The following is a 21,676-nucleotide window of genomic DNA, read 5'->3' as shown; positions in this document are numbered from 1 at the left end:
ACATCAATTGGAAGGCTGGCACGTTTCGTCGGCTACCCAGGCAAGATACGCTGGCAAGCCCATGGCCACCGGCAGAGCGACGATCTCTGGGACCTCGTACGGATGCGCCTTGCGGATCGCGGCTTCGAGCGCAGGGTAAGCTGCCCGCGTGGTCTTGATCAGCAACGGGATCTCGGCGGCATGCTCGATCGCGCCATTCCACCAATACGTCGATGCACAAGCCGGCAAGCGATTGACGCACGCCGCCGTGCGAGATTCCAGCACGACCCTGGTTACGCGATCCGCGCTTTCGGCATCGGGTAGGTTGGTCAGTACCAGCAGCACTTCAGTTCCGGCGGACATAGAGACTCCAAGGATGCACGCCGACAGCCAGAACACCGAAAGCGGGCAACAAAAAAGCCAGGAGGCGAATCCTGGCTTCATTGTAATGCGCGCGGCAGCACGCATTCTGGGGCTTGGCCGGCGCGACGCCATGTCGCACCGACAAACCTGGGCTGACCCTACTCGGCAGCGCCGTCGACTTCGACAGCCTCGGCAACTTCCGGACGGTCGAGCAGTTCGACCAGTGCCATCGGCGCATTGTCGCCCTGGCGGAAGCCGAACTTCAGGATACGGGTGTAGCCGCCCGGACGGGTCGCGAAACGCGGGCCCAGTTCGTTGAACAGCTTGGTAACCATATCGCGGTCGCGCAGGCGGGCAAAGGCCAGACGGCGGTTGGCAACGGTGTCCTTCTTGGCCAGCGTGATCAGCGGTTCAACAACCTTGCGCAGTTCCTTGGCCTTCGGCAGGGTGGTCTTGATCAGCTCGTGCTGCAGCAGCGAGTTGGACATGTTGCGCAGCATCGCGAGACGGTGCGACGAGGTGCGGTTCAGTTTCCGCAAACCATGACGGTGACGCATGATGATTCCTTCTTAAGAGTGTTTGACCAGCTCTTCTATCGCCGCTGCGTGAACAACGCTGCGTGGCGCGGGCCGGTAGCCTTAACAATAAGCCACCCAAACAGCGATGGCGGGAAAACCGGCCGATGCGCGGGCACCGGCCGACAATTGCAACTTACTTCTCGAGACCTGCCGGCGGCCAGTTCTCGAGCTTCATGCCGAGCGTCAGGCCACGCGATGCGAGGACTTCCTTGATCTCGTTGAGCGACTTGCGACCCAGGTTCGGGGTCTTGAGCAATTCGTTCTCAGTACGCTGGATCAGATCGCCGATGTAATAGATGTTTTCGGCCTTCAGGCAGTTGGCCGAACGCACCGTCAGCTCCAGATCGTCGACCGGGCGCAGCAGGATCGGATCGATCTGCGGTGCGCGGGCAGCAGCGGCCTCAGCGGCGCTCTCGGTACCTTCCAGCGCGGCGAACACCGACAGCTGATCAACCAGGATACGAGCCGATTGGCGGATCGCTTCTTCCGGCGAGATCACACCGTTGGTCTCGATGTTCATCACCAGCTTGTCGAGGTCGGTACGCTGTTCCACACGCGCAGACTCAACCGCATACGACACACGGCGCACCGGTGCGAAAGAGGCGTCCAGCACGATGCGGCCGATGACCTTGCTCGACTCATCGCCAAACTTGCGCACGTTGCCCGGCACATAGCCGCGGCCTTGCTCGACCTTCAATTGCAGATCCAGCTTGCCACCAGCCGACAGGTTGGCGATCACGTGACCCGGATTGATGATCTCGACATCGTGCGGCAGCTCGATATCAGCGGCGGTCACCACACCCTCGCCTTCCTTGCGCAGCGACACCGTGACTTCATCACGGTTGTGCAGCTTGAACACCACGCCCTTCAGGTTCAGCAGCAGGTTGACGACATCTTCCTGCACGCCGTCGATGGTGGAATATTCGTGGACCACCCCAGCGATCGTGACTTCGGTCGGGGCATAGCCGACCATCGACGACAGCAGCACGCGGCGCAGCGCGTTACCGAGCGTGTGGCCGTAGCCGCGCTCGAACGGTTCCATGACGACCTTCGCGTGATGATCGCCAAGCGGCTCAACCGCAATAATTTTGGGCTTCAGGAGTGCTGTTTGCATTAGGTTGTCCTATTTCAATACCCTCGGCTCGTTACACCGATAAGGCTGACGGATTGGACTGGAAAGGTTCCATCGCGGACATTGCGACGGAAGACGCACATGCCGCAACCATGTTGCGGCATGTAACGATTCGGATTGGCTCTGCGCCTGAGTACTGCAGGCGCGCGAACACAATGTCGTTGACGATGAGCGTCCCCAGAAGGCTCACGAGCCCGCACCTTGCAGTACGGGCGTCGTCATTAACGCGAATACAGTTCGACGATCAGGCTTTCGTTGATGTCGCCGGCAATATCCGCGCGATCCGGGGCTTGCTTGAAGGTGCCTTCCATCTTCTTGGCATCGACCGCAACCCAGATCGGGAAACCGGTCTGCTCAGCCAGCGACAGCGATTCGGCAATACGCACTTGCTTCTTCGACTTTTCGCGGATGGCAATCACGTCGCCCGACTTCACCTGAGCCGAGGGCACGTTCAGAGCTTGACCGTTCACCAGGATCGCCTTGTGCGACACCAGCTGACGCGCTTCTGCGCGGGTCGAGCCAAAGCCCATGCGGTAGACAACGTTGTCCAGGCGCGATTCCAGCAGTTGCAGCAGGGTTTCACCCGTGTTGCCCTTGCGGCGATCGGCTTCAGCGAAGTAACGGCGGAATTGACGCTCCAGCACGCCGTAGATGCGCTTGACCTTCTGCTTTTCACGCAGCTGGTTGCCGTAGTCGGAGGTGCGAGCGCCGGAAGTGCGGCCATGCTGACCAGGCTTGCTGTCCAGCTTGCACTTGTCGGCGAGTGAGCGGCGTGCGCTCTTCAGGAAAAGGTCAGTACCTTCGCGGCGAGACAGTTTCGCCTTGGGACCGGTATAGCGTGCCACGTTATGTTCCTTCGTTATCAGTCATCCGTGGCGCGCGGCCTCGGATGGTCCGCCTGCTCAGTCCCATCAACAGGACTGCAGCGAACAGTGGGCTTATGAAAAGACGAAACCCGCCTTCCGGGAAATCCGGAAGACAGGCAAGCGGGCAAGTATAGCACCCGCAGACCGACCTCGCCAGCAACTGGCGCGGTCGGTCGAATCACTTAGATGCGGCGACGCTTCGGCGGACGGCAGCCATTGTGCGGCACCGGCGTCACGTCTTCGATCAACTGGATCTTGATACCCAGGTTGTTCAGAGCACGCACAGCCGATTCGCGACCCGGGCCCGGGCCCTTGATGCGCACTTCCAGGTTCTTGATGCCTTGGTCCTGCGCCACGCGGCCGGCACTCTCAGCAGCTACCTGAGCGGCGAACGGGGTCGACTTACGCGAGCCCTTGAAGCCTTGGCCACCCGACGTCGCCCACGACAGCGCATTGCCCTGACGGTCGGTGATCGTGATGATCGTGTTGTTGAACGACGCGTGAACGTGCGCGATGCCGTCCGCGACGTTCTTGCGAACCTTCTTGCGCGCGCGCTGGGCGGCGGTATTCGCTGCTTTTGCCATAGTTCCTATCCTTTACCCGACGGATTACTTCTTGAGCGCGACGCCGGCCTTGCGCGGACCCTTACGGGTACGGGCATTGGTGCGGGTACGCTGACCACGCATCGGCAGGCCCTTGCGATGGCGCACGCCACGGTAGCAGCCCAGATCCATCAGGCGCTTGATGTTCATCGTCGTTTCACGGCGCAGATCGCCTTCGACGAGGAACTTCTCGATTTCCTTACGCAGCGCGTCCTGGTCCGGATCTGTCAGGTCTTTGACCTTCTTGTCGGTCGGGATGCCAGTAGCCTCGCAAATCTTTTGAGCGCGCGAGCGGCCAATACCGTAGATCGCCGTCAGGCCAATCACGGTATGTTTGTGGTTGGGGATGTTGACCCCTGCGATACGTGCCATTCGTCAATCCTCTTTGCGAAATTAGCCTTGGCGCTGCTTATGACGCGGGTCCGACGAGCAGATCACACGCACCACGCCCTTGCGCTTGATGATTTTGCAGTTGCGGCAAATGCGCTTAACAGAAGCCAGCACTTTCATGATTTTCCTCTTCCTTCAATTCCAGTCCGCTCACTTCGCCCGGAATACGATGCGCGCGCGGGACAGATCATACGGGGTCAATTCGACCGTCACCTTGTCCCCGGGCAAGATACGGATGTAATGCATACGCATCTTGCCGGAAATATGGCCTAACACTACGTGGCCGTTCTCCAGCTTGACGCGAAACGTTGCGTTGGGGAGGTTTTCCAGCACCTCGCCCTGCATCTGGATCACGTCATCTTTAGCCATGTCCTTTCAGGTTCGTGCGATCACTCCTAGCGGAGCGTCAGGTTTCCCTTGAAATTCGCCTTCTTCATCAAAGACTCGTACTGCTGAGACATCACGTAGGACTGCACTTGCGCCATGAAGTCCATCGTGACAACCACGATGATCAACAGGGATGTCCCACCGAAGTAGAACGGCACATTCCAGCGCAGTACCAAGAACTCCGGCAACAGACACACCAGCGTGATGTAGATCGCACCCGCCAGGGTCAAACGCACCAGAATCTTGTCGATATACCGCGTGGTTTGCTCGCCCGGACGGATGCCCGGAATGAACGCCCCACTCTTCTTCAGGTTATCCGCCACCTCGCGGCTGTTATAGACCAGCGCGGTGTAGAAGAAACAGAAGAAGATGATCGCCGCCGCATACAGCAGGATGTACACCGGCTGACCCGGCGACAGCGTCGCTGCCAGATCCTTGACGACCCGTGCGACCGGATTCGTCGAGTTACCGGCTGTAAACCAGCCCGCGATCGTGGCCGGGAACAGAATGATCGACGATGCAAAGATCGGCGGAATCACCCCAGCCATATTCAACTTCAGCGGCAGATGCGACGACTGGCCACCATAAATCTTGTTACCAACCTGCCGCTTGGCGTAGTTGACGAGGATCTTGCGCTGGCCGCGTTCAATGAACACAACCACAAACGTCACCGCACCGATAATCGCCACCACCAGGATCGCTGAGAAGATTCCCATCGAACCCGTACGCACCAGCTCGAACAACCCGCCGATCGCGTTGGGCAGCCCTGCAGCGATTCCGCCAAAAATGATGATCGAAATCCCGTTGCCCAGACCACGCTCGGTGATCTGCTCACCCAGCCACATCAGGAACATCGTACCCGTCACCAGCGTAATCACTGCGGTGGCCCGGAACATCAGACCCGGGTCCAACACCAGACCCGGCTGCGCTTCGAGCGCCACTGCAATCCCAAGCGCCTGGAACGTTGCCAGAACGACCGTACCGTAGCGCGTGTACTGCGTAATCTTGCGCTGGCCGGCTTGCCCCTCCTTCTTCAACGATTCCAGCTGCGGCAGCACGATCGTCAGCAGTTGCATGATGATCGACGCCGAGATGTACGGCATGATCCCCAACGCAAACACCGTGAAACGCGACAGCGCGCCGCCGGAGAACAGGTTGAACATCCCGAGGATGCCGCCCGACTGCCGTTGGAAAAGCTGCGCCAGTTGATCCGGATCGATACCCGGCACAGGAATGTGCGCGCCGATCCGGTACACCAGCAATGCCAGAACCAGGAACACCAGCCGACGGCGAAGATCGCCGTACTTGGCCGTGTTCTTGGCCTGGGCCATCACATTAGGTTTCGCCGTGGCCAAACGGATGCTCCGTCAACGTGAAACAGCAGGCTATTAGGCCAGCGAGCCACCAGCCGCTTCGATTGCAGCTTTCGCCCCAGCCGTCGCGCCGATACCCTTCAGAGTTACCTTCTTGTCGATTTCGCCCGACAGGATCACCTTGGCGCTCTTGACCATCTCGCCAACGAGGCCGGCTTGCTTGAGGGACAGCAGATCGATTTCTTCGATCGGCAGGCCCGCCAGGTCGCCCAGACGCACTTCAGCGGTGAATTCCTTGGTCAGCGAGGTGAAACCGCGCTTGGGCAGACGACGATGCAGGGGCATCTGGCCGCCTTCAAAGCCGACCTTGTGGAAACCACCCGAACGCGACTTCTGACCCTTGTGACCACGACCAGCCGTCTTGCCCAGGCCCGAACCAATACCGCGACCAACGCGGCGCTTGGCGTGCTTGGAGCCGGCTGCAGGCTTCAGGTTATTCAGTTGCATGTTCTTCTCCGTCTTGCCTTAGCCGATGACCTTGACCAGGTAGGACACCTTGTTGATCATGCCGCGCACTGCGGGCGTGTCCTGCAATTCGGACACCGAGTTCATGCGGCGCAGGCCCAGGCCGCGCACCGTGGCGCGGTGGTCTTCGCGCGTACCGATCAGGCTACGCACAAGTTGGACTTTCACGGTTTTCTGCGACATATCGTTCACCTATCCCTTCGGCTTAGCCGAGGATCTCTTCGACCGACTTGCCACGCTTGGCGGCAACTTCGGCCGGGGTGCTCATCTTGCGCAGGCCATCCAGCGTTGCGCGCACCATGTTGTAAGGATTGGTCGAACCGTGCGACTTGGTCACGATGTTCGTCACGCCCATCACTTCGAAGATGGCGCGCATCGGACCACCGGCGATCACGCCAGTACCGTCCTTCGCGGGCATCATCTGCACCTTTGCGGCGCCATGCTTGCCAACCACTTCGTGCTGCAGCGTACCGTTCTTCAGCGGGACCTTGACCATCTTGCGACGGGCTTCGTCCATCGCCTTCTGCACGGCCACGGGGACTTCCTTAGCCTTACCCTTGCCCATGCCGATACGGCCGTCGCCGTCGCCGACCACAGTCAGAGCAGCGAAACCGAGAATCCGGCCGCCCTTGACCACCTTGGTCACACGGTTGACCGCGATCATCTTCTCGCGAAGACCGTCGTCGCGTTCGTCCCCTTGGACCTTAGGTTGAATTTTTGCCATGACGATATCCTCTATGCCGGCTTAGAACTTCAGGCCAGCTTCGCGTGCCGCGTCGGCCAGAGCCTTCACGCGACCGTGATAACGGAAACCCGAGCGATCGAACGCCACGGCTTCGATGCCGGCAGCCTTCGCCTTCTCAGCGATACGCTTACCCACCAGGGTGGCAGCAGCGGTGTTGCCACCGTTGCCGTTCAGTTCCTTGCGGACTTCGGCTTCCGCCGTCGAGGCCGAAGCCAGGACCTTGGTGCCATCTTCCGAGAAGACCTGCGCATAAATGTGCAGGTTCGTACGGTGCACAGCCAGACGGGCGACGCTCAGTTCCGCAATTTTCAGGCGGGTCTGACGTGCACGGCGCAGACGCGAGTCATTTTTGTTCATGATGTGCACCCTTACTTCTTCTTGGTTTCCTTCAGGATCACACGCTCATCGGCGTAGCGCACACCCTTGCCCTTGTAGGGCTCCGGCGGACGATAACCACGCACTTCAGCGGCGACCTGACCAACTTTTTGCTTGTCCGAACCCTTGATGATGATCTCGGTTTGCGTCGGCGTTTCCGCCTTCACGCCTTCCGGCATCTCATGGATCACGTCGTGCGAGAAACCGAGTTGCAGTTTCAGAGCGGTGCCCTGAACCGATGCACGGTAACCCACGCCGACCAGGTTCAGCTTGCGCTCGAAGCCCGTCGTCACACCCTTGACCATGTTGGCCGTCAGGGCGCGCATCGTACCTTGCAACGCATTGGCTTCACGCGACTCATCTGCCGGCGCGAACGTGATCGTGCCGTTGTCGGTGTTGACCTTGACAAGCGAGTGAATCGGCTGCGTCAGGGTGCCCAGCGGGCCCTTAACGGTCAGCAGACCACCTGCGAAATTGACTTCAGCGCCCTTGGGCAGCGCGATGGGAGCCTTACCTACGCGAGACATGGTTCCCCTCCCTTAGGCGACGTAGCAAATGACTTCGCCACCGACACCGGTTGCGCGGGCGCGGCGGTCCGTCATCAGACCCTGCGGGGTCGAGATGATGGCGACACCCAGGCCGTTCATCACTTGCGGGATTTCATTACGGCCCTTATACACACGCAGACCAGGCTTCGAGACGCGCTCCAGGCGCTCGATGACCGGACGGCCAGCGTAGTACTTCAGACCAATCGTCAGCGTGGACTTGCCACCCTGCTCGGTCACGGCGAATTCGTCGATGTAGCCCTCGTCCTTCAGGACTTTGGCGATTGCCACCTTCAGCTTCGACGACGGCATGACCACCGACGCTTTTTCCACCGCTTGCGCGTTGCGGATACGCGTCAGCATATCGGCGATCGGATCGCTCATGCTCATACTGTTTCTCCTGTAGCCTGTGCGTGATTACCAGCTGGCTTTCGTCAGACCCGGGATCTCGCCCTTGAAGGCGATCTCGCGGAGCTTGTTACGCGCCAGGCCGAACTTACGGAACGTACCGCGGGGACGACCGGTGATCGAGCAGCGGTTGCGCTGACGAGTCGGATTTGCGTTGCGCGGCAGCGCTTGCAATTTCAGACGCGCTTCGTAGCGCTCTTCTTCCGACTTGCTTTGGTCGGCCACGATGGCTTCGAGAGCGGCGCGCTTCTCAGCGTACTTGGCCACGAGCTTGGCACGCTTCTTCTCGCGTTCGATCAGAGACAATTTAGCCACGGTAACCCCTTAATTACGGAACGGGAACTTGAACGCGTTGAGGAGCGCCTTCGCTTCCTCATCGTTCTTCGCAGTCGTCGTGATGCTGATGTTCAGACCACGGAGTGCGTCGATCTTGTCGTATTCGATCTCGGGGAAAATGATCTGCTCTTTCACACCGATGTTGTAGTTGCCACGACCGTCGAACGCCTTGCCGGACACGCCACGGAAGTCGCGCACGCGGGGCAGCGACACGGTGATGAAGCGATCCAGGAATTCGTACATGCGTTGGCCACGCAGCGTGACCATCGTGCCGATCGGGTAACCCTGGCGAATCTTGAAGCCGGCGATAGCCTTGCGGGCCTTCGTCACGATCGGCTTTTGGCCAGCGATCTTGATCAGGTCGCCCGTGGCGTGCTCAATGACTTTCTTGTCATTAATAGCTTCACCAAGACCCATGTTCAGAGTGATCTTGGTGATGCGCGGCACTTCCATCACGGACTTGTAGCCAAACTGCTTGATCAGTTCGGGCACAACCTTCTCTTTGTAAAACTCTTGCAGACGTGCAGTCATGCTCAACTCCTCTCTATTGCCCAGAATCAAGCGCCGACGGCAGCACCGGTGGTCTTCAGCACGCGCGTCTTCACGCCGCCTTCAACCTTGATGCCGACGCGCGACGGCTTGCCATTGGCATCCACGAGCGCAACGTTCGAAATATGGATGGGCATGACCTTGTCGACCACACCACCCGTGGTACCCAGCATCGGGTTCGGGCGCACGTGCTTCTTGGCAACGTTCACGCCTTCAACCGTCACATGCTCGGGGAGCACGGCCAGCACAGTACCTTGCTTGCCCTTGTCTTTACCGGTACGGACGATGACGCGATCGCCCTTGCGAATCTTGTTCATGCGGCCTCCGATTACAGCACTTCCGGCGCGAGCGACACGATCTTCATGAAGCGCTCGGTACGGAGTTCGCGAGTGACCGGCCCGAAAATGCGGGTGCCGATCGGCTCAAGCTTGGTGTTCAGCAGCACGGCGGCATTGCCGTCGAACTTGATGAGCGAACCGTCAGGACGGCGCACGCCCTTGGCGGTACGCACCACCACGGCGTTGTAAATATCGCCCTTCTTCACGCGACCACGCGGGGCAGCATCCTTGACGCTGACCTTGATGATGTCGCCGACGCTGGCGTAGCGGCGCTTCGAACCGCCCAGCACCTTGATGCACATGACTTCACGCGCACCCGTGTTATCGGCCACTTCGAGCCGGCTTTCTGTCTGAATCATGGTGTTCTCGTCCCAACTTAATTCGCCAAACGCACAATGCGCAGAGGCGATCAGTCTTGGTCCCGCCGGCTGCTGGCATTGCGCCAACTGCGATTGGGTTGATCAACTTGAAGTCGGTAGCTGCCCGACGGCGATTGCCGCCTGGCCCATTCGCTTTTCCCCTCACCCGAGCCACCAGCAGATTTGCTGGCCACCCTCTTAAAGGGAAAGACCGAGACTATATCACATAATCCCGGTCTTGCAACAGCAAACTATCCGCTGTTGTTTTAGATCACGCGTGCAGCTTCAAGCAGACGCGACACCACCCACGACTTCGTGCGGGACAGCGGACGCGATTCCGTGATCTCAACCTTGTCGCCTTCGTTGTACTGGTTGGCTTCGTCGTGCGCATGGTACTTCTTCGAGCGCACCACGTACTTGCCGTACAGCGGATGCTTGACGCGGTTTTCGATCAGGACCGTGACGGTCTTGTCCATCTTGTTGCTGACAACGCGACCGACGAGCGTGCGCTTCAGGGACGTTGCGGCTTCAGTCATTTCTGGTTCCCCTTCTGGCCCAGCACGGTGCGGACACGCGCAATGTCACGACGCACCTTCTTCAGCTGGCTGGTGTTCTGCAGCTGTTGCGTCGCTTTTTGCATGCGCAGGCCAAATTGGGCCTTCAGCAGCTCGGAGAGCTCCTGGTTCAGCCCGGCGACATCTTTGTCGCGCAGTTCGGATGCTTTCATGGTGTGTGCTCCTTACGTTCCGACCTGACGCACCACGAAACTGGTCGCGATCGGCAGCTTGGCAGCAGCCAGGCGGAATGCCTCGCGTGCCAGTTCTTCGCCAACGCCGTCCATTTCGTACAGCATCTTGCCCGGCTGAATTTCAGCCACGTAGTATTCCGGGTTGCCCTTACCGTTACCCATACGGACTTCGGCAGGCTTCTTCGAGATCGGCTTGTCCGGGAAAATCCGGATCCAAATGCGGCCGCCACGCTTGATGTGACGGGTCATCGCACGACGCGCCGACTCAATCTGACGCGCGGTCAGACGGCCACGGCCCATCGCCTTCAGACCGAACTCGCCGAACGAGACTGCGTTGCCGCGCGTCGCGATACCGGTGTTACGGCCCTTCTGCTCCTTGCGGTACTTCCTGCGCTTAGGTTGCAGCATGTTTATTCTCCAGTCTTGGCGTCGGCGCCACGACGGGCACCTGCACCAGCACCGCGGCGCTGACCGGCCGGGCGACCTTCGCCCTCACGGCGACGACCTTCCGGGCGACCCGGACGCTTGCGACGCTCTTCTTGCGGCTCTTCCACGACGGGTGCGTCGTTGCGACCGAGATGGTCACCCTTGTACACCCACACCTTGACACCGATGATGCCGTAGGTGGTTTCCGCTTCGGAGAAGCCGTAGTCGATATCGGCGCGCAGCGTGTGCAGGGGCACACGGCCTTCGCGGTACCACTCGGTACGGGCAATTTCGATGCCGTTCAGACGACCCGAGCTCATGATCTTGATGCCTTGGGCACCCAGACGCATCGCATTCTGCATCGCGCGCTTCATTGCGCGACGGAACATGATGCGGCGCTCGAGCTGCTGCGTGATCGAATCGGCAATCAGCTGTGCATCGACTTCTGGCTTGCGGATTTCTTCGATGTTCACGTGCACGGGCACACCCATGCGGCGCTGCAGCTCAGCCTTCAGCAGTTCGATGTCCTCGCCTTTCTTGCCGATCACCACGCCCGGACGCGAGCTGTAAATGGTGATACGAGCATTCTTGGCCGGACGCTCGATGACCACGCGGCCCACCGATGCGTTCTTCAGCTTCTTCTTCAGAAACTCGCGAACCTCGATGTCTTCCTTGAGCATGCCGGCAAACTGGGTGTTGCTCGCGTACCAGCGCGATGCCCAGTTACGGCTGACAGCCAGACGGAAGCCAGTCGGATGAATCTTCTGTCCCATCGTGACCCCTTAGTTGCCCAGCGTCACAGTGATGTGACAGGTTTGTTTCTCGATGCGGTTGCCACGGCCCTTCGCACGCGCAGTGAAGCGCTTGAGCGACGTGGCCTTGTCGATGTAGATCGACTTGACCTTCAGCTCGTCGATATCGGCGCCTTCATTGTGCTCGGCGTTCGCGATAGCGGACTCAACCACCTTCTTCACGATGCCAGCCGCCTTCTTCGGGCTGAACGTCAGCACGTTGAGCGCGCGCTCGATCGACAGGCCGCGAATCTGGTCAGCAACCAGGCGCGTCTTCTGTGCAGAGATACGGGCGCCGCGATGAATCGCTTTAACTTCCATGATTGCCCCTTATCGCTTCGCTTTCTTGTCGGCAGCGTGGCCCTTGAACGTACGCGTGAGCGCAAATTCGCCGAGCTTGTGGCCAACCATGTTTTCCGTGACATACACGGGCACGTGCTGACGACCGTTGTGAACGGCAATCGTCAGGCCGATGAAGTCCGGCAGAATGGTCGAACGACGCGACCAAGTCTTGATGGGCTTCTTGTCCTTCGTCTGCACCGCCGCCTCAACCTTCTTCAGCAGGTGGGCGTCAATGAAAGGACCCTTTTTTACGGAACGAGTCATATCTAAGCTCCTACCTACCGATTAACGCTTGTGACGGCGCTGAACGATCATGCTGTCAGTGCGCTTGTTACGACGGGTGCGGTAGCCCTTGGTCGGCGTGCCCCACGGGGACACCGGATCACGGCCAGCAGCAGTCTTACCTTCACCACCACCATGCGGGTGATCGACCGGGTTCATCACCACACCGCGAACGGTCGGGCGAATACCGCGCCAACGGGTTGCACCGGCCTTGCCGATCTGGCGCAGGCTGTGCTCTTCGTTGCCGACTTCACCGATGGTCGCGCGGCACTCGATGTGCACGCGGCGCACTTCACCCGAGCGCAGGCGCACTTGAGCGTAGATGCCTTCGCGAGCCAGCAGCACGGCGGACGTGCCGGCCGAACGGGCAACTTGAGCACCCTTGCCCGGCAGGATTTCCACGCAGTGGATCGTCGTACCGACCGGAATGTTGCGGATCGGCAGGTTGTTACCGGCCTTGATCGGCGCTTCCGAGCCGTTAGCGATGGCTTGGCCAACCACAGCGCCCTTCGGGGCGATGATGTAGCGGCGCTCGCCGTCAGCGAACAGCACGAGCGCGATGTTGGCGCTACGGTTCGGGTCGTATTCCAGGCGTTCGATCTTGGCCGGGATACCGTCCTTATCGTTACGCTTGAAGTCGACGACGCGATAGTGATGCTTGTGACCACCGCCCTTGTGACGGGTGGTGATGTGGCCGTTGTTGTTACGACCCGACTTCTGGATTTGCTTTTCCAGCAGCGGAGCGTGCGGCGCGCCCTTGTGAAGGTCGGGGTTAACGACCTTCACCATCGAGCGGCGGCCCGGCGATGTCGGCTTGGTTTTGACGAGTGCCATGATTACTTGGCCTCCGCTTCAAAATTGATTTCCTGGCCCGGCTTCAGCGAAACATAGGCCTTCTTCACGTGGTCACGGCGACCCATGAAGCGACCGAAGCGCTTTTGCTTGCCCTTCTGGTTCAGGATCTGGACGGACTCGACCTCGACCTTGAACAGCAGTTCGACAGCAGCCTTCACTTCGCCTTTGTTGGCGTCGCGAGCCACTTCGAACACGACCTGCTCGTTCTTCTCGGCCACCAGGGTTGCCTTTTCAGACACCACAGGCGCCAGCAGCACCTGCATCAGGCGATGGTCGTTCTTGGCAACTTGCGTCATTTCAGCAACTCCTCGATCTGCGCGACGGCTGCCTTGGTCACGAGCACCTTCTTGTAGTGCACGAGCGACAGCGGGTCGGCGTGACGCGGCTCAACCACGAGCACGTGCGCCAGGTTGCGCGATGCCAGGAAGAGGTTTTCGTCCAGGTTATCGGTAATCACGAGCACCGAATCCAGGCCCATGGCGCGGAACTTGTCGGCCAGCAGCTTGGTTTTGGGCGCGTCGACGGACAGGCTGTCAACGACGTTGATGCGACCTTCACGGGCAAGCTGCGAATAAATCGAGCGCATGCCGGCGCGGTACATCTTCTTGTTGACCTTCTGCGAGAAGTTTTCTTCCGGGCTATTCGGGAAGATACGACCACCCCCGCGCCACAGCGGAGAGGAGCTCATACCTGCACGGGCGCGGCCCGTACCCTTTTGACGCCACGGCTTCTTGGTCGTGTGCTTGACCTCTTCACGGTCCTTCTGCTTACGGTTACCGCTGCGAGCGTTGGCCTGGTAAGCGACGACGACTTGGTGAACGAGGGCTTCGTTGTAGTCACGGCCGAACACTTCCGGCGAGGCAGCAACGCCGGCGCCGAGTTGACCGTTGTCCTGGAGCAGCTTCAGTTCCATGCGTTTGCTCCTTATGCCTTCTTGGCGCGGGCCTTCACGGCCGGCGTGACGATGACTTGACCGCCCTTGGCGCCCGGAATCGCACCCTTGACCAGCAGCAGCTTGCGTTCTGCATCGATCTTGGCGATTTCCAGATTCTGAACGGTACGGGTGACGTCACCCATATGACCGGTCATGCGCTTACCCGGGAACACGCGGCCCGGATCCTGCGCCATACCGATCGAGCCCGGCACGTTGTGCGAGCGCGAGTTACCGTGCGAGGCGCGACCCGACGAGAAGTGGTAACGCTTGATGGTACCGGCGTAGCCCTTACCAATCGTCACACCCTGGACGTCGATCTTCTGACCGACTTCAAACAGGTCGACGCTGATGTTCGCACCAGGCTGGAATTCAGCGGCACGAGCGGCATCCACTCGGAATTCTTTGATGACTTCGCCCGCTTCCACGCCGGCTTTGGCGAGATGACCCGCCAGCGGCTTGGTGACGCGGCTGGCGCGTCGGGTGCCGAAGGTGACTTGAACCGCGGTATAACCGTCGGTCTCGTCCGTCTTGATTTGCGTCACGCGGTTGTCGCCGACCTCAAGCACGGTGACGGGAATCGAATCGCCGTCGTCCGTGAAAATACGGGTCATGCCAACCTTGCGACCTACAAGGCCAAGGCTCATGGTTTGCTCCATTCCCAGCTGCGATTGGCCGGGGCTGATTGATACTACGAATCTTGAACTGGACTGCGCCTAAAGAGACAGCGCGAGGCCAAACGGCCAGCCCACTCCCCTGACTAAAGGGGTAGCCCTACAATATATCCGGGTTACGGACAATATGCAAGAGCGATTACCAGATGCGGGCCAGGGCATCGTGTGCAATGCAACATTCGGCGCCAAAAGCAAAACGGCGAGCACTTGGCTCGCCGCTTGCCCGTTACCGGAGTGATCCGGCAGCGTTGTGTTGCTTACTGCAGCTTGATCTCGACGTCCACGCCAGCCGGCAGGTCCAGCTTCATCAGCGCATCGACGGTCTTGTCCGTGGGATCGACGATGTCCATCAGGCGCTGGTGCGTACGGATCTCGAACTGGTCGCGACTGGTCTTGTTAACGTGCGGCGAACGCAGAACGTCGAAACGCTGGATACGGGTCGGCAGGGGCACCGGGCCCTTGACGATCGCGCCGGTGCGCTTGGCGGTTTCAACGATTTCAGCGGCCGACTGGTCGATCAGGCGATAGTCGAAAGCTTTCAGGCGGATACGGATCTTCTGATTCTGCATGATGTTTCCTTAAAGAGCATGGCGGCCGGGCCGCCGGTAGATTGAAAGAGCGATGCAACAAGCGATGCGCCGCACCCCTTACGAGGAACAGCGCATCGATCCGCCTTTTACTTCAGGATCTTGGCAACGACGCCAGCACCCACGGTACGGCCGCCTTCACGGATAGCGAAGCGCAGACCTTCTTCCATGGCGATCGGGGCGATCAGCTTGACAGTGATCGACACGTTGTCGCCCGGCATGACCATTTCCTTGCCTTCCGGCAGGGCGATCGAGCCAGTCACGTCCGTCGTACGGAAGTAGAACTGCGGGCGGTAGTTGTTGAAGAACGGCGTGTGACGGCCGCCTTCGTCCTTCGACAGGATGTAGACCTCGCCCGTGAATTCCGTGTGCGGCTTGATCGAGCCCGGCTTGGCCAGCACTTGGCCGCGCTGGACGTCTTCGCGCTTCGTACCGCGCAGCAGAATACCGACGTTATCGCCTGCCTGACCTTGGTCCAGCAGCTTGCGGAACATTTCCACGCCCGTGCACGTCGTCTTGTCGATCTTCGGCTTGTCGCCGTCCATGGCGATACCGACGATTTCGATTTCTTCGCCGACCTTGATGATGCCGCGCTCGATACGGCCGGTCACCACGGTGCCGCGACCCGAGATCGAGAACACGTCTTCCACCGGCATCAGGAACGTACCGTCAACAGCGCGCTCCGGCGTCGGGATGTAGGTGTCCAGTGCGTCGGCCAGATTCATGATGGCCACTTCGCCCAGCTCGCCCTTGTCGCCTTCCAGCGCCAGCTTGGCCGAACCCTTGATGATCGGGGTGTCGTCGCCCGGGAAGTCGTACTTCGACAGAAGTTCGCGCACTTCCATCTCGACCAGCTCCAGCAGCTCAGCGTCGTCCACCATGTCGCACTTGTTCAGGAAGACGATGATGTACGGCACACCAACCTGGCGAGCCAGCAGGATGTGCTCACGCGTTTGCGGCATCGGGCCGTCAGCGGCCGAGCACACCAGGATTGCGCCGTCCATCTGGGCGGCACCGGTAATCATGTTCTTGACGTAGTCGGCGTGGCCCGGGCAGTCAACGTGCGCGTAGTGACGGTTAGCCGTTTCGTACTCGATGTGCGCGGTGTTGATCGTGATGCCGCGTGCCTTTTCTTCCGGCGCTGCGTCGATTTCGTCGTACTTCTTCGCGGTACCACCGAACTTGCTCGACAGCACGGTTGCGATCGCTGCGGTCAGCGTCGTCTTGCCGTGGTCAACGTGACCAATCGTACCAACGTTCACGTGCGGCTTGGTCCGCTCGAACTTTTCCTTTGCCATGTCAGCTCCTCAATTCGGAATCGGCTAATTACTAGATTTGGATGCGGGCAGCACGCACACGCGCGCCGCCCAAAACACGTTGATTACTTCGTACCCTTGGCAGCCATCACAGCTTCGGCGATGTTCTTCGGTGCCTCAGCGTATTGCTTGAATTCCATGGTGTACGTGGCGCGGCCTTGCGTTTGCGAGCGCAGCGACGTCGAATAACCGAACATTTCCGACAGCGGGACTTCGGCCTTGATGATCTTGCCACCGCCCACCATGTCGTCCATGCCCTGCACGATCCCGCGGCGGGACGACAAGTCGCCCATCACGGTACCCGTGTAGTCTTCCGGCGTTTCCACTTCCACAGCCATCATCGGCTCGAGCAGAACCGGGGTAGCGCGACGCATGGCTTCCTTGAAAGCCATCGAGCCGGCCATGCGGAACGCGTTTTCGTTCGAGTCCACGTCGTGGTACGAACCGAACGTCAGCGTGACCTTCACGTCCACCACCGGGAAGCCCGCCAGAATACCGGCCGGCAGCGTGTCGACGATACCCTTCTCAACCGCGGGGATGTATTCGCGAGGAATCACACCGCCCTTGATGGCGTCGACGAATTCGAAGTTCTTGCCAGCCTTCTTCGCCTCGTCGTCCGCCGGCTCCAGCGTGATCACAGCGTGACCGTACTGACCGCGACCGCCGGACTGCTTGACGAACTTGCCTTCAACGTCTTCAACCTTCTTGCGGATGGTTTCGCGGTAGGCAACTTGCGGGGCGCCGATGTTGGCTTCCACGCCGAATTCGCGCTTCATGCGATCGACCAGAATTTCGAGGTGCAGCTCACCCATACCCGAAATGATGGTCTGGCCCGATTCTTCATCGGTACGCACGCGGAACGACGGATCTTCAGCAGCCAGGCGGTTCAGGGCGATACCCATCTTTTCCTGGTCAGCCTTGGTCTTCGGCTCGACAGCCTGCGAGATCACCGGCTCCGGGAACACCATGCGCTCGAGAATGATCGGAGCGCTCGGGTCGCACAGCGTGTCACCCGTGGTGGCGTCCTTCAGGCCCACTGCGGCGGCGATGTCACCTGCCAGCACTTCCTTGATTTCTTCGCGCTGGTTGGCGTGCATCTGCAGAATACGGCCCAGACGCTCCTTCTTCTGCTTCACCGGGTTGTACACGGTGTCGCCCGAGTTGATCTTGCCCGAGTAGACGCGGAAGAAGATCAGCTGACCAACGAACGGGTCGGTCATGATCTTGAACGCCAGCGCCGAGAACTTCTCGTTGTCGTCTGCCTTGCGCTCGAGCTTCTTCTCTTCGTCGTTTTCGTCGATGCCTTGAACCGGCGGAATGTCGACCGGCGACGGCAGGAAGTCGATCACGGCGTCGAGCATGCGCTGCACACCCTTGTTCTTGAACGCAGTGCCGCACAGCATCGGCTGGATTTCGCAGGCGATGGTACGGTCGCGCAGCGCCTTGACGATCTCAGCACGAGTCAGCTCTTCGCCGCCCAGGTACTTTTCCATCAGCGCTTCGCTGGCTTCAGCGGCCGACTCGACCATCTTCTCGCGCCACTCGTTGCATGTGTCAACGAGCTCAGCCGGGATGTCGGTGTATTCGAACTTCACGCCCTGGCTGGCTTCGTCCCAAATGATCGCCTTCATTTCCAGCAGATCGACGACGCCCTGGAAGCCATCTTCAGCGCCGATGGGCACCACGACGGGCACCGGGTTGGCCTTCAGGCGGGTCTTCAGCTGATCATAGACCTTGAAGAAGTTCGCGCCGGTACGGTCCATCTTGTTGACGAACGCCAGACGCGGCACCTTGTACTTGTTGGCCTGACGCCAGACGGTTTCCGACTGCGGCTGCACGCCACCCACTGCGCAGTACACCATGCACGCGCCGTCCAGCACACGCATGGAACGCTCCACCTCGATGGTGAAGTCCACGTGGCCCGGGGTGTCGATGATGTTGAAGCGGTGCTCGGGGTAGTTGCCGCCCATGCCCTTCCAGAAGGCGGTGGTAGCAGCAGACGTGATGGTGATGCCGCGCTCCTGCTCCTGCTCCATCCAGTCCATGGTGGCAGCGCCATCATGCACTTCACCGATCTTGTGGTTCACACCGGTGTAGAACAGGATCCGCTCGGTCGTGGTGGTCTTGCCGGCGTCGATGTGAGCGGAAATACCGATGTTACGGTAGCGCTCAATGGGGGTCTTACGAGCCACGGTTAATCCTCAGATTCGTCAACGGGGCGCCGGCCCACGGCCAAGCGCCCCTAATACAAATGGGCGAGATGTGCGCACACAGCCCGCCCAGCAACCAACAACGTCTCGCGTCGCTTAGAAGCGGAAGTGCGAGAACGCCTTGTTGGCTTCAGCCATGCGGTGCACTTCGTCGCGCTTCTTCATGGCGCCGCCGCGGCCTTCCGACGCTTCGAGCAGCTCACCAGCCAGACGCAGGGCCATCGACTTCTCGCTGCGCTTCTTCGCAGCTTCCCGCAGCCAACGCATCGCCAATGCCAGACGACGCGACGGCCGGACTTCGACCGGCACCTGATAGTTGGCGCCACCAACACGACGGCTCTTCACTTCGACCACCGGCTTGATGTTGCCGATAGCCAGCGTGAACACCTCGATCGGCGCCTTGCCTGCTTTCTTCTCGATCTGGTCGAACGCACCGTAGACGATACGTTCAGCCACCGACTTCTTGCCGTCCAGCATCAGGACGTTCATGAACTTGGCGACTTCCACATTGCCGAACTTCGGGTCCGGCAGAATTTCCCGCTTGGGGACTTCACGACGACGTGGCATCTTCTTTCCTTCTCTGTTCAGTTGAGAACCGCTTCGGTTCTCCGGCCACCAACTAGCTTGTCTTCCAACAATCTGAGCCGGGTGACCACTTACTCGACGGTGCCAGTGCGGTCAAAAAACGCACCGTTGTACCGCCTGCTCATGACAAGACCGTGACCGCAAATGCGGCGCGATCTCACTGACGACTTAAGCCGCCTTCGGACGCTTCGCGCCGTACTTCGAACGCGCTTGCTTACGGTCCTTGACGCCTTGCAGGTCAAGGGAGCCGCGCACGATGTGGTAACGCACACCCGGCAAGTCCTTCACACGGCCGCCGCGGATCAGCACGACGCTGTGTTCTTGCAGGTTGTGGCCTTCACCGCCGATGTACGAAATGACTTCGAAACCGTTGGTCAGGCGCACCTTGGCGACCTTACGCAGTGCCGAGTTCGGCTTCTTCGGCGTCGTGGTGTACACGCGGGTGCACACGCCGCGACGCTGTGGGCAGTTCTCAAGTGCCGGGCTCTTGCTCTTCAGCTTTTCCGAGACGCGGGGCTTGCGAACCAGTTGATTGATGGTTGGCATTGTTCAATCCAGCTTGGTTTTTGAAAAATCGCCGGTTCACATAACGTGAACGCCTCATTTGTGAGGCGGACGGCGCAATCGGGTTTTATGGAAGTGGCGAGCAGAACGCTCTGAAGGGAGGACCTGCGGGAACAGATCAAGACCAAAGAGCGCGAGCCCGTCTGGTTCAGATGTCTTGCACAGCGCTTTGCCGGGCATGGACGCGCGAAACCAGAAGCCAAAAACTCGAATCTGGCACTATAGCGGCCTGCCTTGCAAGCGTCAAGCGCGCCGCCTCTCTGGCGACGCGCGCAGGCAATCAGCAGCGGCGCGGTGTGGCGCCGATGGCACGCGAAGCACGCGCAGGCCAAACAAAGACGAGTGCGGCCGTCGCCACAAACCCAAGCGCCAGAACGGATACGCCGATCCAGCCCGCGCTCGCCCAAGCCACGCCGGCCAGTCCACCGCCTGCAGCTGCACCAAAGAAGAACGCGCCGGTGTACAGACCATTCACGCGCCCGCGAATCTCCGGTGACAGGGTGTTCACCATGTAGCGGCCGAGCGCCTGGTCGCCGATGGCACCGAAGTCGAGCAGCAGCGCCGCAGCCACCAGCATTGTCAACATGACGGAAACGCTCAGGCCCGGCAGCAGCGCCGAAGCCAGCGCCAACAGCAGACCCGTCGCCGCGCTGCCATGCGCGAGCAGCGTGCCAACGCGCACCAAGCCGCGATCGGCCAGCCGTCCGGCGATGGGCGCCGCCACGACGCCGGCCGCGCCGCACAGCGCAAAGATGCCGATGCCGTTCTGGGTAAGGAGGAACGGCACTGCCGCCAGCCGCAATGCAACAGCGGTCCAGAACAGCGTGAAGGCCGCCATCAGCAAAGCTTGCGTGGCGGCGCGGCGACGCAATACCGGTTCGCTGCGCAGAAGATGGCCATACGACTTGAGCAACGCGCCATACGACAGCGCACGCGGCGGCACGAAGGTCGGCATCACGCGCGGCAGAAGGACGGCCAGCACGGCAATCGCCACCGCAGATGCGCCGTAGAACGCGCGCCAGCCCCATTGCGCCGCGATCAGGCTGGCCGCCGGGCGTGACAGCAGGATGCCCAGGTTCAGGCCGATCATGATGTCGCCGAGCACGCGGCCGCGCCGGTGGTCTGCGGCGAGGCGCCCCGCCAGCGCGATCAGCATCTGAATGACCGTCGACGTCAGGCCAATGGCAAAGGCGGCCAGCATCAGCACTTGGCCACTCTGCGCAACCGTGGTCAGCGCCAGCGAAGCCACCGCGCCCCAAAGCGTGCGCGAGGCGAGCGCGCGGTTGTCCTGCAGATCGGTCAGCGGCATCAGCAGCAACAGGCCGATGCCGTAGCCGACGAGCGTGGCGGTCACCAGCAGCCCGGTGGCGGCCGTGGTCCAACCGATGCTCGCAGCGATCTCGGCAACGAGCGGCTGGATGCCGAACAGGTTGATGACGATGAGCCCGACGGCGGCGGCAAACAACGGTGTGGCGCCGCGGGGCAGCCGGTCGGCAACTGGCGGGTTGGACACGGTAACGGCAGGAGCTTCGGTAGTCATGATGAACAGGGCGAGGGATGGGAGCGCCCATCGTA

Annotated in this window: 35 protein-coding genes; all 35 read right to left on the bottom strand. The window is 60.4% G+C overall.

The genetic code is table 11. From position 1 onward, the window contains the following. Window positions 1–3: 3 nt before the first annotated feature. On the bottom strand, window positions 4–342 hold the full coding sequence (cutA, locus tag ACEN9T_RS10050; protein ID WP_092975820.1) for a divalent-cation tolerance protein CutA: 339 nt from the start codon (window positions 340–342) through the stop codon (window positions 4–6). A gap of 158 nt (window positions 343–500) precedes the next feature. Further along, window positions 501–899 carry a 50S ribosomal protein L17 gene (gene rplQ / locus ACEN9T_RS10045; protein WP_024977878.1) on the bottom strand — a complete coding sequence of 133 codons (399 nt, stop codon included), beginning with the start codon at window positions 897–899 and terminating at the stop codon, window positions 501–503. Between the two features lie 154 nt (window positions 900–1,053). Then, the gene (locus tag ACEN9T_RS10040; RefSeq protein WP_004634508.1) at window positions 1,054–2,034 is read right to left on the bottom strand and encodes a DNA-directed RNA polymerase subunit alpha; all 981 of its coding nucleotides are present in this window, start codon (window positions 2,032–2,034) and stop codon (window positions 1,054–1,056) included. Window positions 2,035–2,273: 239 nt separating this feature from the next. Next, window positions 2,274–2,897 carry a 30S ribosomal protein S4 gene (gene rpsD, locus ACEN9T_RS10035; RefSeq protein ID WP_092975823.1) on the bottom strand — a complete coding sequence of 208 codons (624 nt, stop codon included), beginning with the start codon at window positions 2,895–2,897 and terminating at the stop codon, window positions 2,274–2,276. A 203-nt stretch (window positions 2,898–3,100) separates the two neighbouring features. Further along, entirely contained in the window at window positions 3,101–3,502 is a 402-nt protein-coding gene (gene rpsK, locus ACEN9T_RS10030) for a 30S ribosomal protein S11 (protein WP_003264143.1), read from the bottom strand. Window positions 3,503–3,526: 24 nt separating this feature from the next. Then, window positions 3,527–3,892: a 30S ribosomal protein S13 gene (gene rpsM / locus ACEN9T_RS10025; RefSeq protein WP_004634501.1), complete on the bottom strand. Its 366-nt coding sequence runs from the start codon at window positions 3,890–3,892 to the stop codon at window positions 3,527–3,529. A gap of 21 nt (window positions 3,893–3,913) precedes the next feature. Beyond that, window positions 3,914–4,030 (bottom strand): 50S ribosomal protein L36, encoded by a 117-nt coding sequence (gene rpmJ, locus ACEN9T_RS10020; RefSeq protein WP_003264141.1) that lies wholly within the window; start codon window positions 4,028–4,030, stop codon window positions 3,914–3,916. A gap of 30 nt (window positions 4,031–4,060) precedes the next feature. Then, window positions 4,061–4,279 (bottom strand): translation initiation factor IF-1, encoded by a 219-nt coding sequence (gene infA, locus ACEN9T_RS10015; RefSeq protein WP_003264140.1) that lies wholly within the window; start codon window positions 4,277–4,279, stop codon window positions 4,061–4,063. Window positions 4,280–4,305: 26 nt separating this feature from the next. Then, window positions 4,306–5,628, bottom strand: a complete 1,323-nt coding sequence (gene secY, locus ACEN9T_RS10010; RefSeq protein ID WP_009277656.1) for a preprotein translocase subunit SecY — start codon at window positions 5,626–5,628, stop codon at window positions 4,306–4,308. Window positions 5,629–5,685: 57 nt separating this feature from the next. Further along, window positions 5,686–6,117, bottom strand: coding sequence for a 50S ribosomal protein L15 (gene rplO / locus ACEN9T_RS10005; protein ID WP_024977880.1), 432 nt, complete (start codon window positions 6,115–6,117; stop codon window positions 5,686–5,688). Window positions 6,118–6,135: 18 nt separating this feature from the next. Beyond that, window positions 6,136–6,318: a 50S ribosomal protein L30 gene (gene rpmD, locus ACEN9T_RS10000; protein ID WP_003264137.1), complete on the bottom strand. Its 183-nt coding sequence runs from the start codon at window positions 6,316–6,318 to the stop codon at window positions 6,136–6,138. 22 nt (window positions 6,319–6,340) lie between these two features. Continuing rightward, complete coding sequence (rpsE, locus tag ACEN9T_RS09995; protein ID WP_004634493.1) at window positions 6,341–6,859, bottom strand: 30S ribosomal protein S5; 519 nt, start codon at window positions 6,857–6,859, stop codon at window positions 6,341–6,343. Between the two features lie 21 nt (window positions 6,860–6,880). Further along, a complete protein-coding gene (rplR, locus tag ACEN9T_RS09990) occupies window positions 6,881–7,237 on the bottom strand; it encodes a 50S ribosomal protein L18 (RefSeq protein ID WP_004634492.1) in 357 nt (118 codons plus the stop codon). 11 nt (window positions 7,238–7,248) lie between these two features. After that, the gene (rplF, locus tag ACEN9T_RS09985) at window positions 7,249–7,782 is read right to left on the bottom strand and encodes a 50S ribosomal protein L6 (RefSeq protein ID WP_004634491.1); all 534 of its coding nucleotides are present in this window, start codon (window positions 7,780–7,782) and stop codon (window positions 7,249–7,251) included. A 12-nt stretch (window positions 7,783–7,794) separates the two neighbouring features. After that, window positions 7,795–8,190, bottom strand: a complete 396-nt coding sequence (rpsH, locus tag ACEN9T_RS09980; RefSeq protein ID WP_004634489.1) for a 30S ribosomal protein S8 — start codon at window positions 8,188–8,190, stop codon at window positions 7,795–7,797. 27 nt (window positions 8,191–8,217) lie between these two features. Then, a complete protein-coding gene (gene rpsN / locus ACEN9T_RS09975) occupies window positions 8,218–8,523 on the bottom strand; it encodes a 30S ribosomal protein S14 (protein ID WP_004634486.1) in 306 nt (101 codons plus the stop codon). A gap of 9 nt (window positions 8,524–8,532) precedes the next feature. Next, window positions 8,533–9,075 carry a 50S ribosomal protein L5 gene (gene rplE / locus ACEN9T_RS09970; protein ID WP_009241894.1) on the bottom strand — a complete coding sequence of 181 codons (543 nt, stop codon included), beginning with the start codon at window positions 9,073–9,075 and terminating at the stop codon, window positions 8,533–8,535. A gap of 26 nt (window positions 9,076–9,101) precedes the next feature. Next, window positions 9,102–9,410: a 50S ribosomal protein L24 gene (rplX, locus tag ACEN9T_RS09965; protein WP_092975826.1), complete on the bottom strand. Its 309-nt coding sequence runs from the start codon at window positions 9,408–9,410 to the stop codon at window positions 9,102–9,104. Window positions 9,411–9,421: 11 nt separating this feature from the next. Beyond that, window positions 9,422–9,790 carry a 50S ribosomal protein L14 gene (gene rplN / locus ACEN9T_RS09960; RefSeq protein ID WP_003264129.1) on the bottom strand — a complete coding sequence of 123 codons (369 nt, stop codon included), beginning with the start codon at window positions 9,788–9,790 and terminating at the stop codon, window positions 9,422–9,424. A gap of 266 nt (window positions 9,791–10,056) precedes the next feature. Next, window positions 10,057–10,326 carry a 30S ribosomal protein S17 gene (gene rpsQ / locus ACEN9T_RS09955; RefSeq protein ID WP_004634482.1) on the bottom strand — a complete coding sequence of 90 codons (270 nt, stop codon included), beginning with the start codon at window positions 10,324–10,326 and terminating at the stop codon, window positions 10,057–10,059. Further along, entirely contained in the window at window positions 10,323–10,517 is a 195-nt protein-coding gene (rpmC, locus tag ACEN9T_RS09950; protein ID WP_004634481.1) for a 50S ribosomal protein L29, read from the bottom strand. Before rpmC ends, rpsQ begins: the two co-directional genes overlap by 4 nt. Before the next feature lie 12 nt (window positions 10,518–10,529). Beyond that, window positions 10,530–10,946 carry a 50S ribosomal protein L16 gene (gene rplP, locus ACEN9T_RS09945; protein ID WP_003264123.1) on the bottom strand — a complete coding sequence of 139 codons (417 nt, stop codon included), beginning with the start codon at window positions 10,944–10,946 and terminating at the stop codon, window positions 10,530–10,532. A 2-nt stretch (window positions 10,947–10,948) separates the two neighbouring features. Next, window positions 10,949–11,737, bottom strand: coding sequence for a 30S ribosomal protein S3 (rpsC, locus tag ACEN9T_RS09940; RefSeq protein ID WP_009241892.1), 789 nt, complete (start codon window positions 11,735–11,737; stop codon window positions 10,949–10,951). Between the two features lie 9 nt (window positions 11,738–11,746). Then, complete coding sequence (gene rplV, locus ACEN9T_RS09935; protein ID WP_004634479.1) at window positions 11,747–12,076, bottom strand: 50S ribosomal protein L22; 330 nt, start codon at window positions 12,074–12,076, stop codon at window positions 11,747–11,749. A gap of 9 nt (window positions 12,077–12,085) precedes the next feature. Then, on the bottom strand, window positions 12,086–12,361 hold the full coding sequence (rpsS, locus tag ACEN9T_RS09930; protein WP_004634478.1) for a 30S ribosomal protein S19: 276 nt from the start codon (window positions 12,359–12,361) through the stop codon (window positions 12,086–12,088). 21 nt (window positions 12,362–12,382) lie between these two features. Beyond that, complete coding sequence (gene rplB, locus ACEN9T_RS09925) at window positions 12,383–13,213, bottom strand: 50S ribosomal protein L2 (protein ID WP_004634477.1); 831 nt, start codon at window positions 13,211–13,213, stop codon at window positions 12,383–12,385. A gap of 2 nt (window positions 13,214–13,215) precedes the next feature. After that, window positions 13,216–13,530, bottom strand: a complete 315-nt coding sequence (gene rplW / locus ACEN9T_RS09920) for a 50S ribosomal protein L23 (RefSeq protein ID WP_004634476.1) — start codon at window positions 13,528–13,530, stop codon at window positions 13,216–13,218. Beyond that, window positions 13,527–14,147, bottom strand: a complete 621-nt coding sequence (rplD, locus tag ACEN9T_RS09915; RefSeq protein ID WP_004634475.1) for a 50S ribosomal protein L4 — start codon at window positions 14,145–14,147, stop codon at window positions 13,527–13,529. Before rplD ends, rplW begins: the two co-directional genes overlap by 4 nt. An 11-nt stretch (window positions 14,148–14,158) precedes the next feature. Beyond that, the gene (rplC, locus tag ACEN9T_RS09910) at window positions 14,159–14,812 is read right to left on the bottom strand and encodes a 50S ribosomal protein L3 (RefSeq protein ID WP_024977883.1); all 654 of its coding nucleotides are present in this window, start codon (window positions 14,810–14,812) and stop codon (window positions 14,159–14,161) included. Between the two features lie 284 nt (window positions 14,813–15,096). Beyond that, on the bottom strand, window positions 15,097–15,408 hold the full coding sequence (gene rpsJ, locus ACEN9T_RS09905) for a 30S ribosomal protein S10 (RefSeq protein WP_004634473.1): 312 nt from the start codon (window positions 15,406–15,408) through the stop codon (window positions 15,097–15,099). A 107-nt stretch (window positions 15,409–15,515) separates the two neighbouring features. Then, a complete protein-coding gene (gene tuf, locus ACEN9T_RS09900) occupies window positions 15,516–16,724 on the bottom strand; it encodes an elongation factor Tu (RefSeq protein WP_102067425.1) in 1,209 nt (402 codons plus the stop codon). An 83-nt stretch (window positions 16,725–16,807) separates the two neighbouring features. Beyond that, entirely contained in the window at window positions 16,808–18,934 is a 2,127-nt protein-coding gene (gene fusA, locus ACEN9T_RS09895; RefSeq protein ID WP_045203008.1) for an elongation factor G, read from the bottom strand. A gap of 114 nt (window positions 18,935–19,048) precedes the next feature. Then, window positions 19,049–19,519, bottom strand: coding sequence for a 30S ribosomal protein S7 (rpsG, locus tag ACEN9T_RS09890; RefSeq protein WP_004634470.1), 471 nt, complete (start codon window positions 19,517–19,519; stop codon window positions 19,049–19,051). A gap of 186 nt (window positions 19,520–19,705) precedes the next feature. Next, window positions 19,706–20,083 carry a 30S ribosomal protein S12 gene (rpsL, locus tag ACEN9T_RS09885; RefSeq protein WP_003265519.1) on the bottom strand — a complete coding sequence of 126 codons (378 nt, stop codon included), beginning with the start codon at window positions 20,081–20,083 and terminating at the stop codon, window positions 19,706–19,708. 298 nt (window positions 20,084–20,381) lie between these two features. After that, window positions 20,382–21,641 (bottom strand): MFS transporter, encoded by a 1,260-nt coding sequence (locus tag ACEN9T_RS09880; RefSeq protein WP_413707653.1) that lies wholly within the window; start codon window positions 21,639–21,641, stop codon window positions 20,382–20,384. Window positions 21,642–21,676: the final 35 nt, after the last annotated feature.

This window comes from Ralstonia sp. Ralssp110 (assembly GCF_047325135.1).
Classification (GTDB): domain Bacteria; phylum Pseudomonadota; class Gammaproteobacteria; order Burkholderiales; family Burkholderiaceae; genus Ralstonia; species Ralstonia mojiangensis.
Note: the sequence above shows the minus strand (reverse complement) of the source record. Positions and strands in the feature narration are given on the sequence as shown.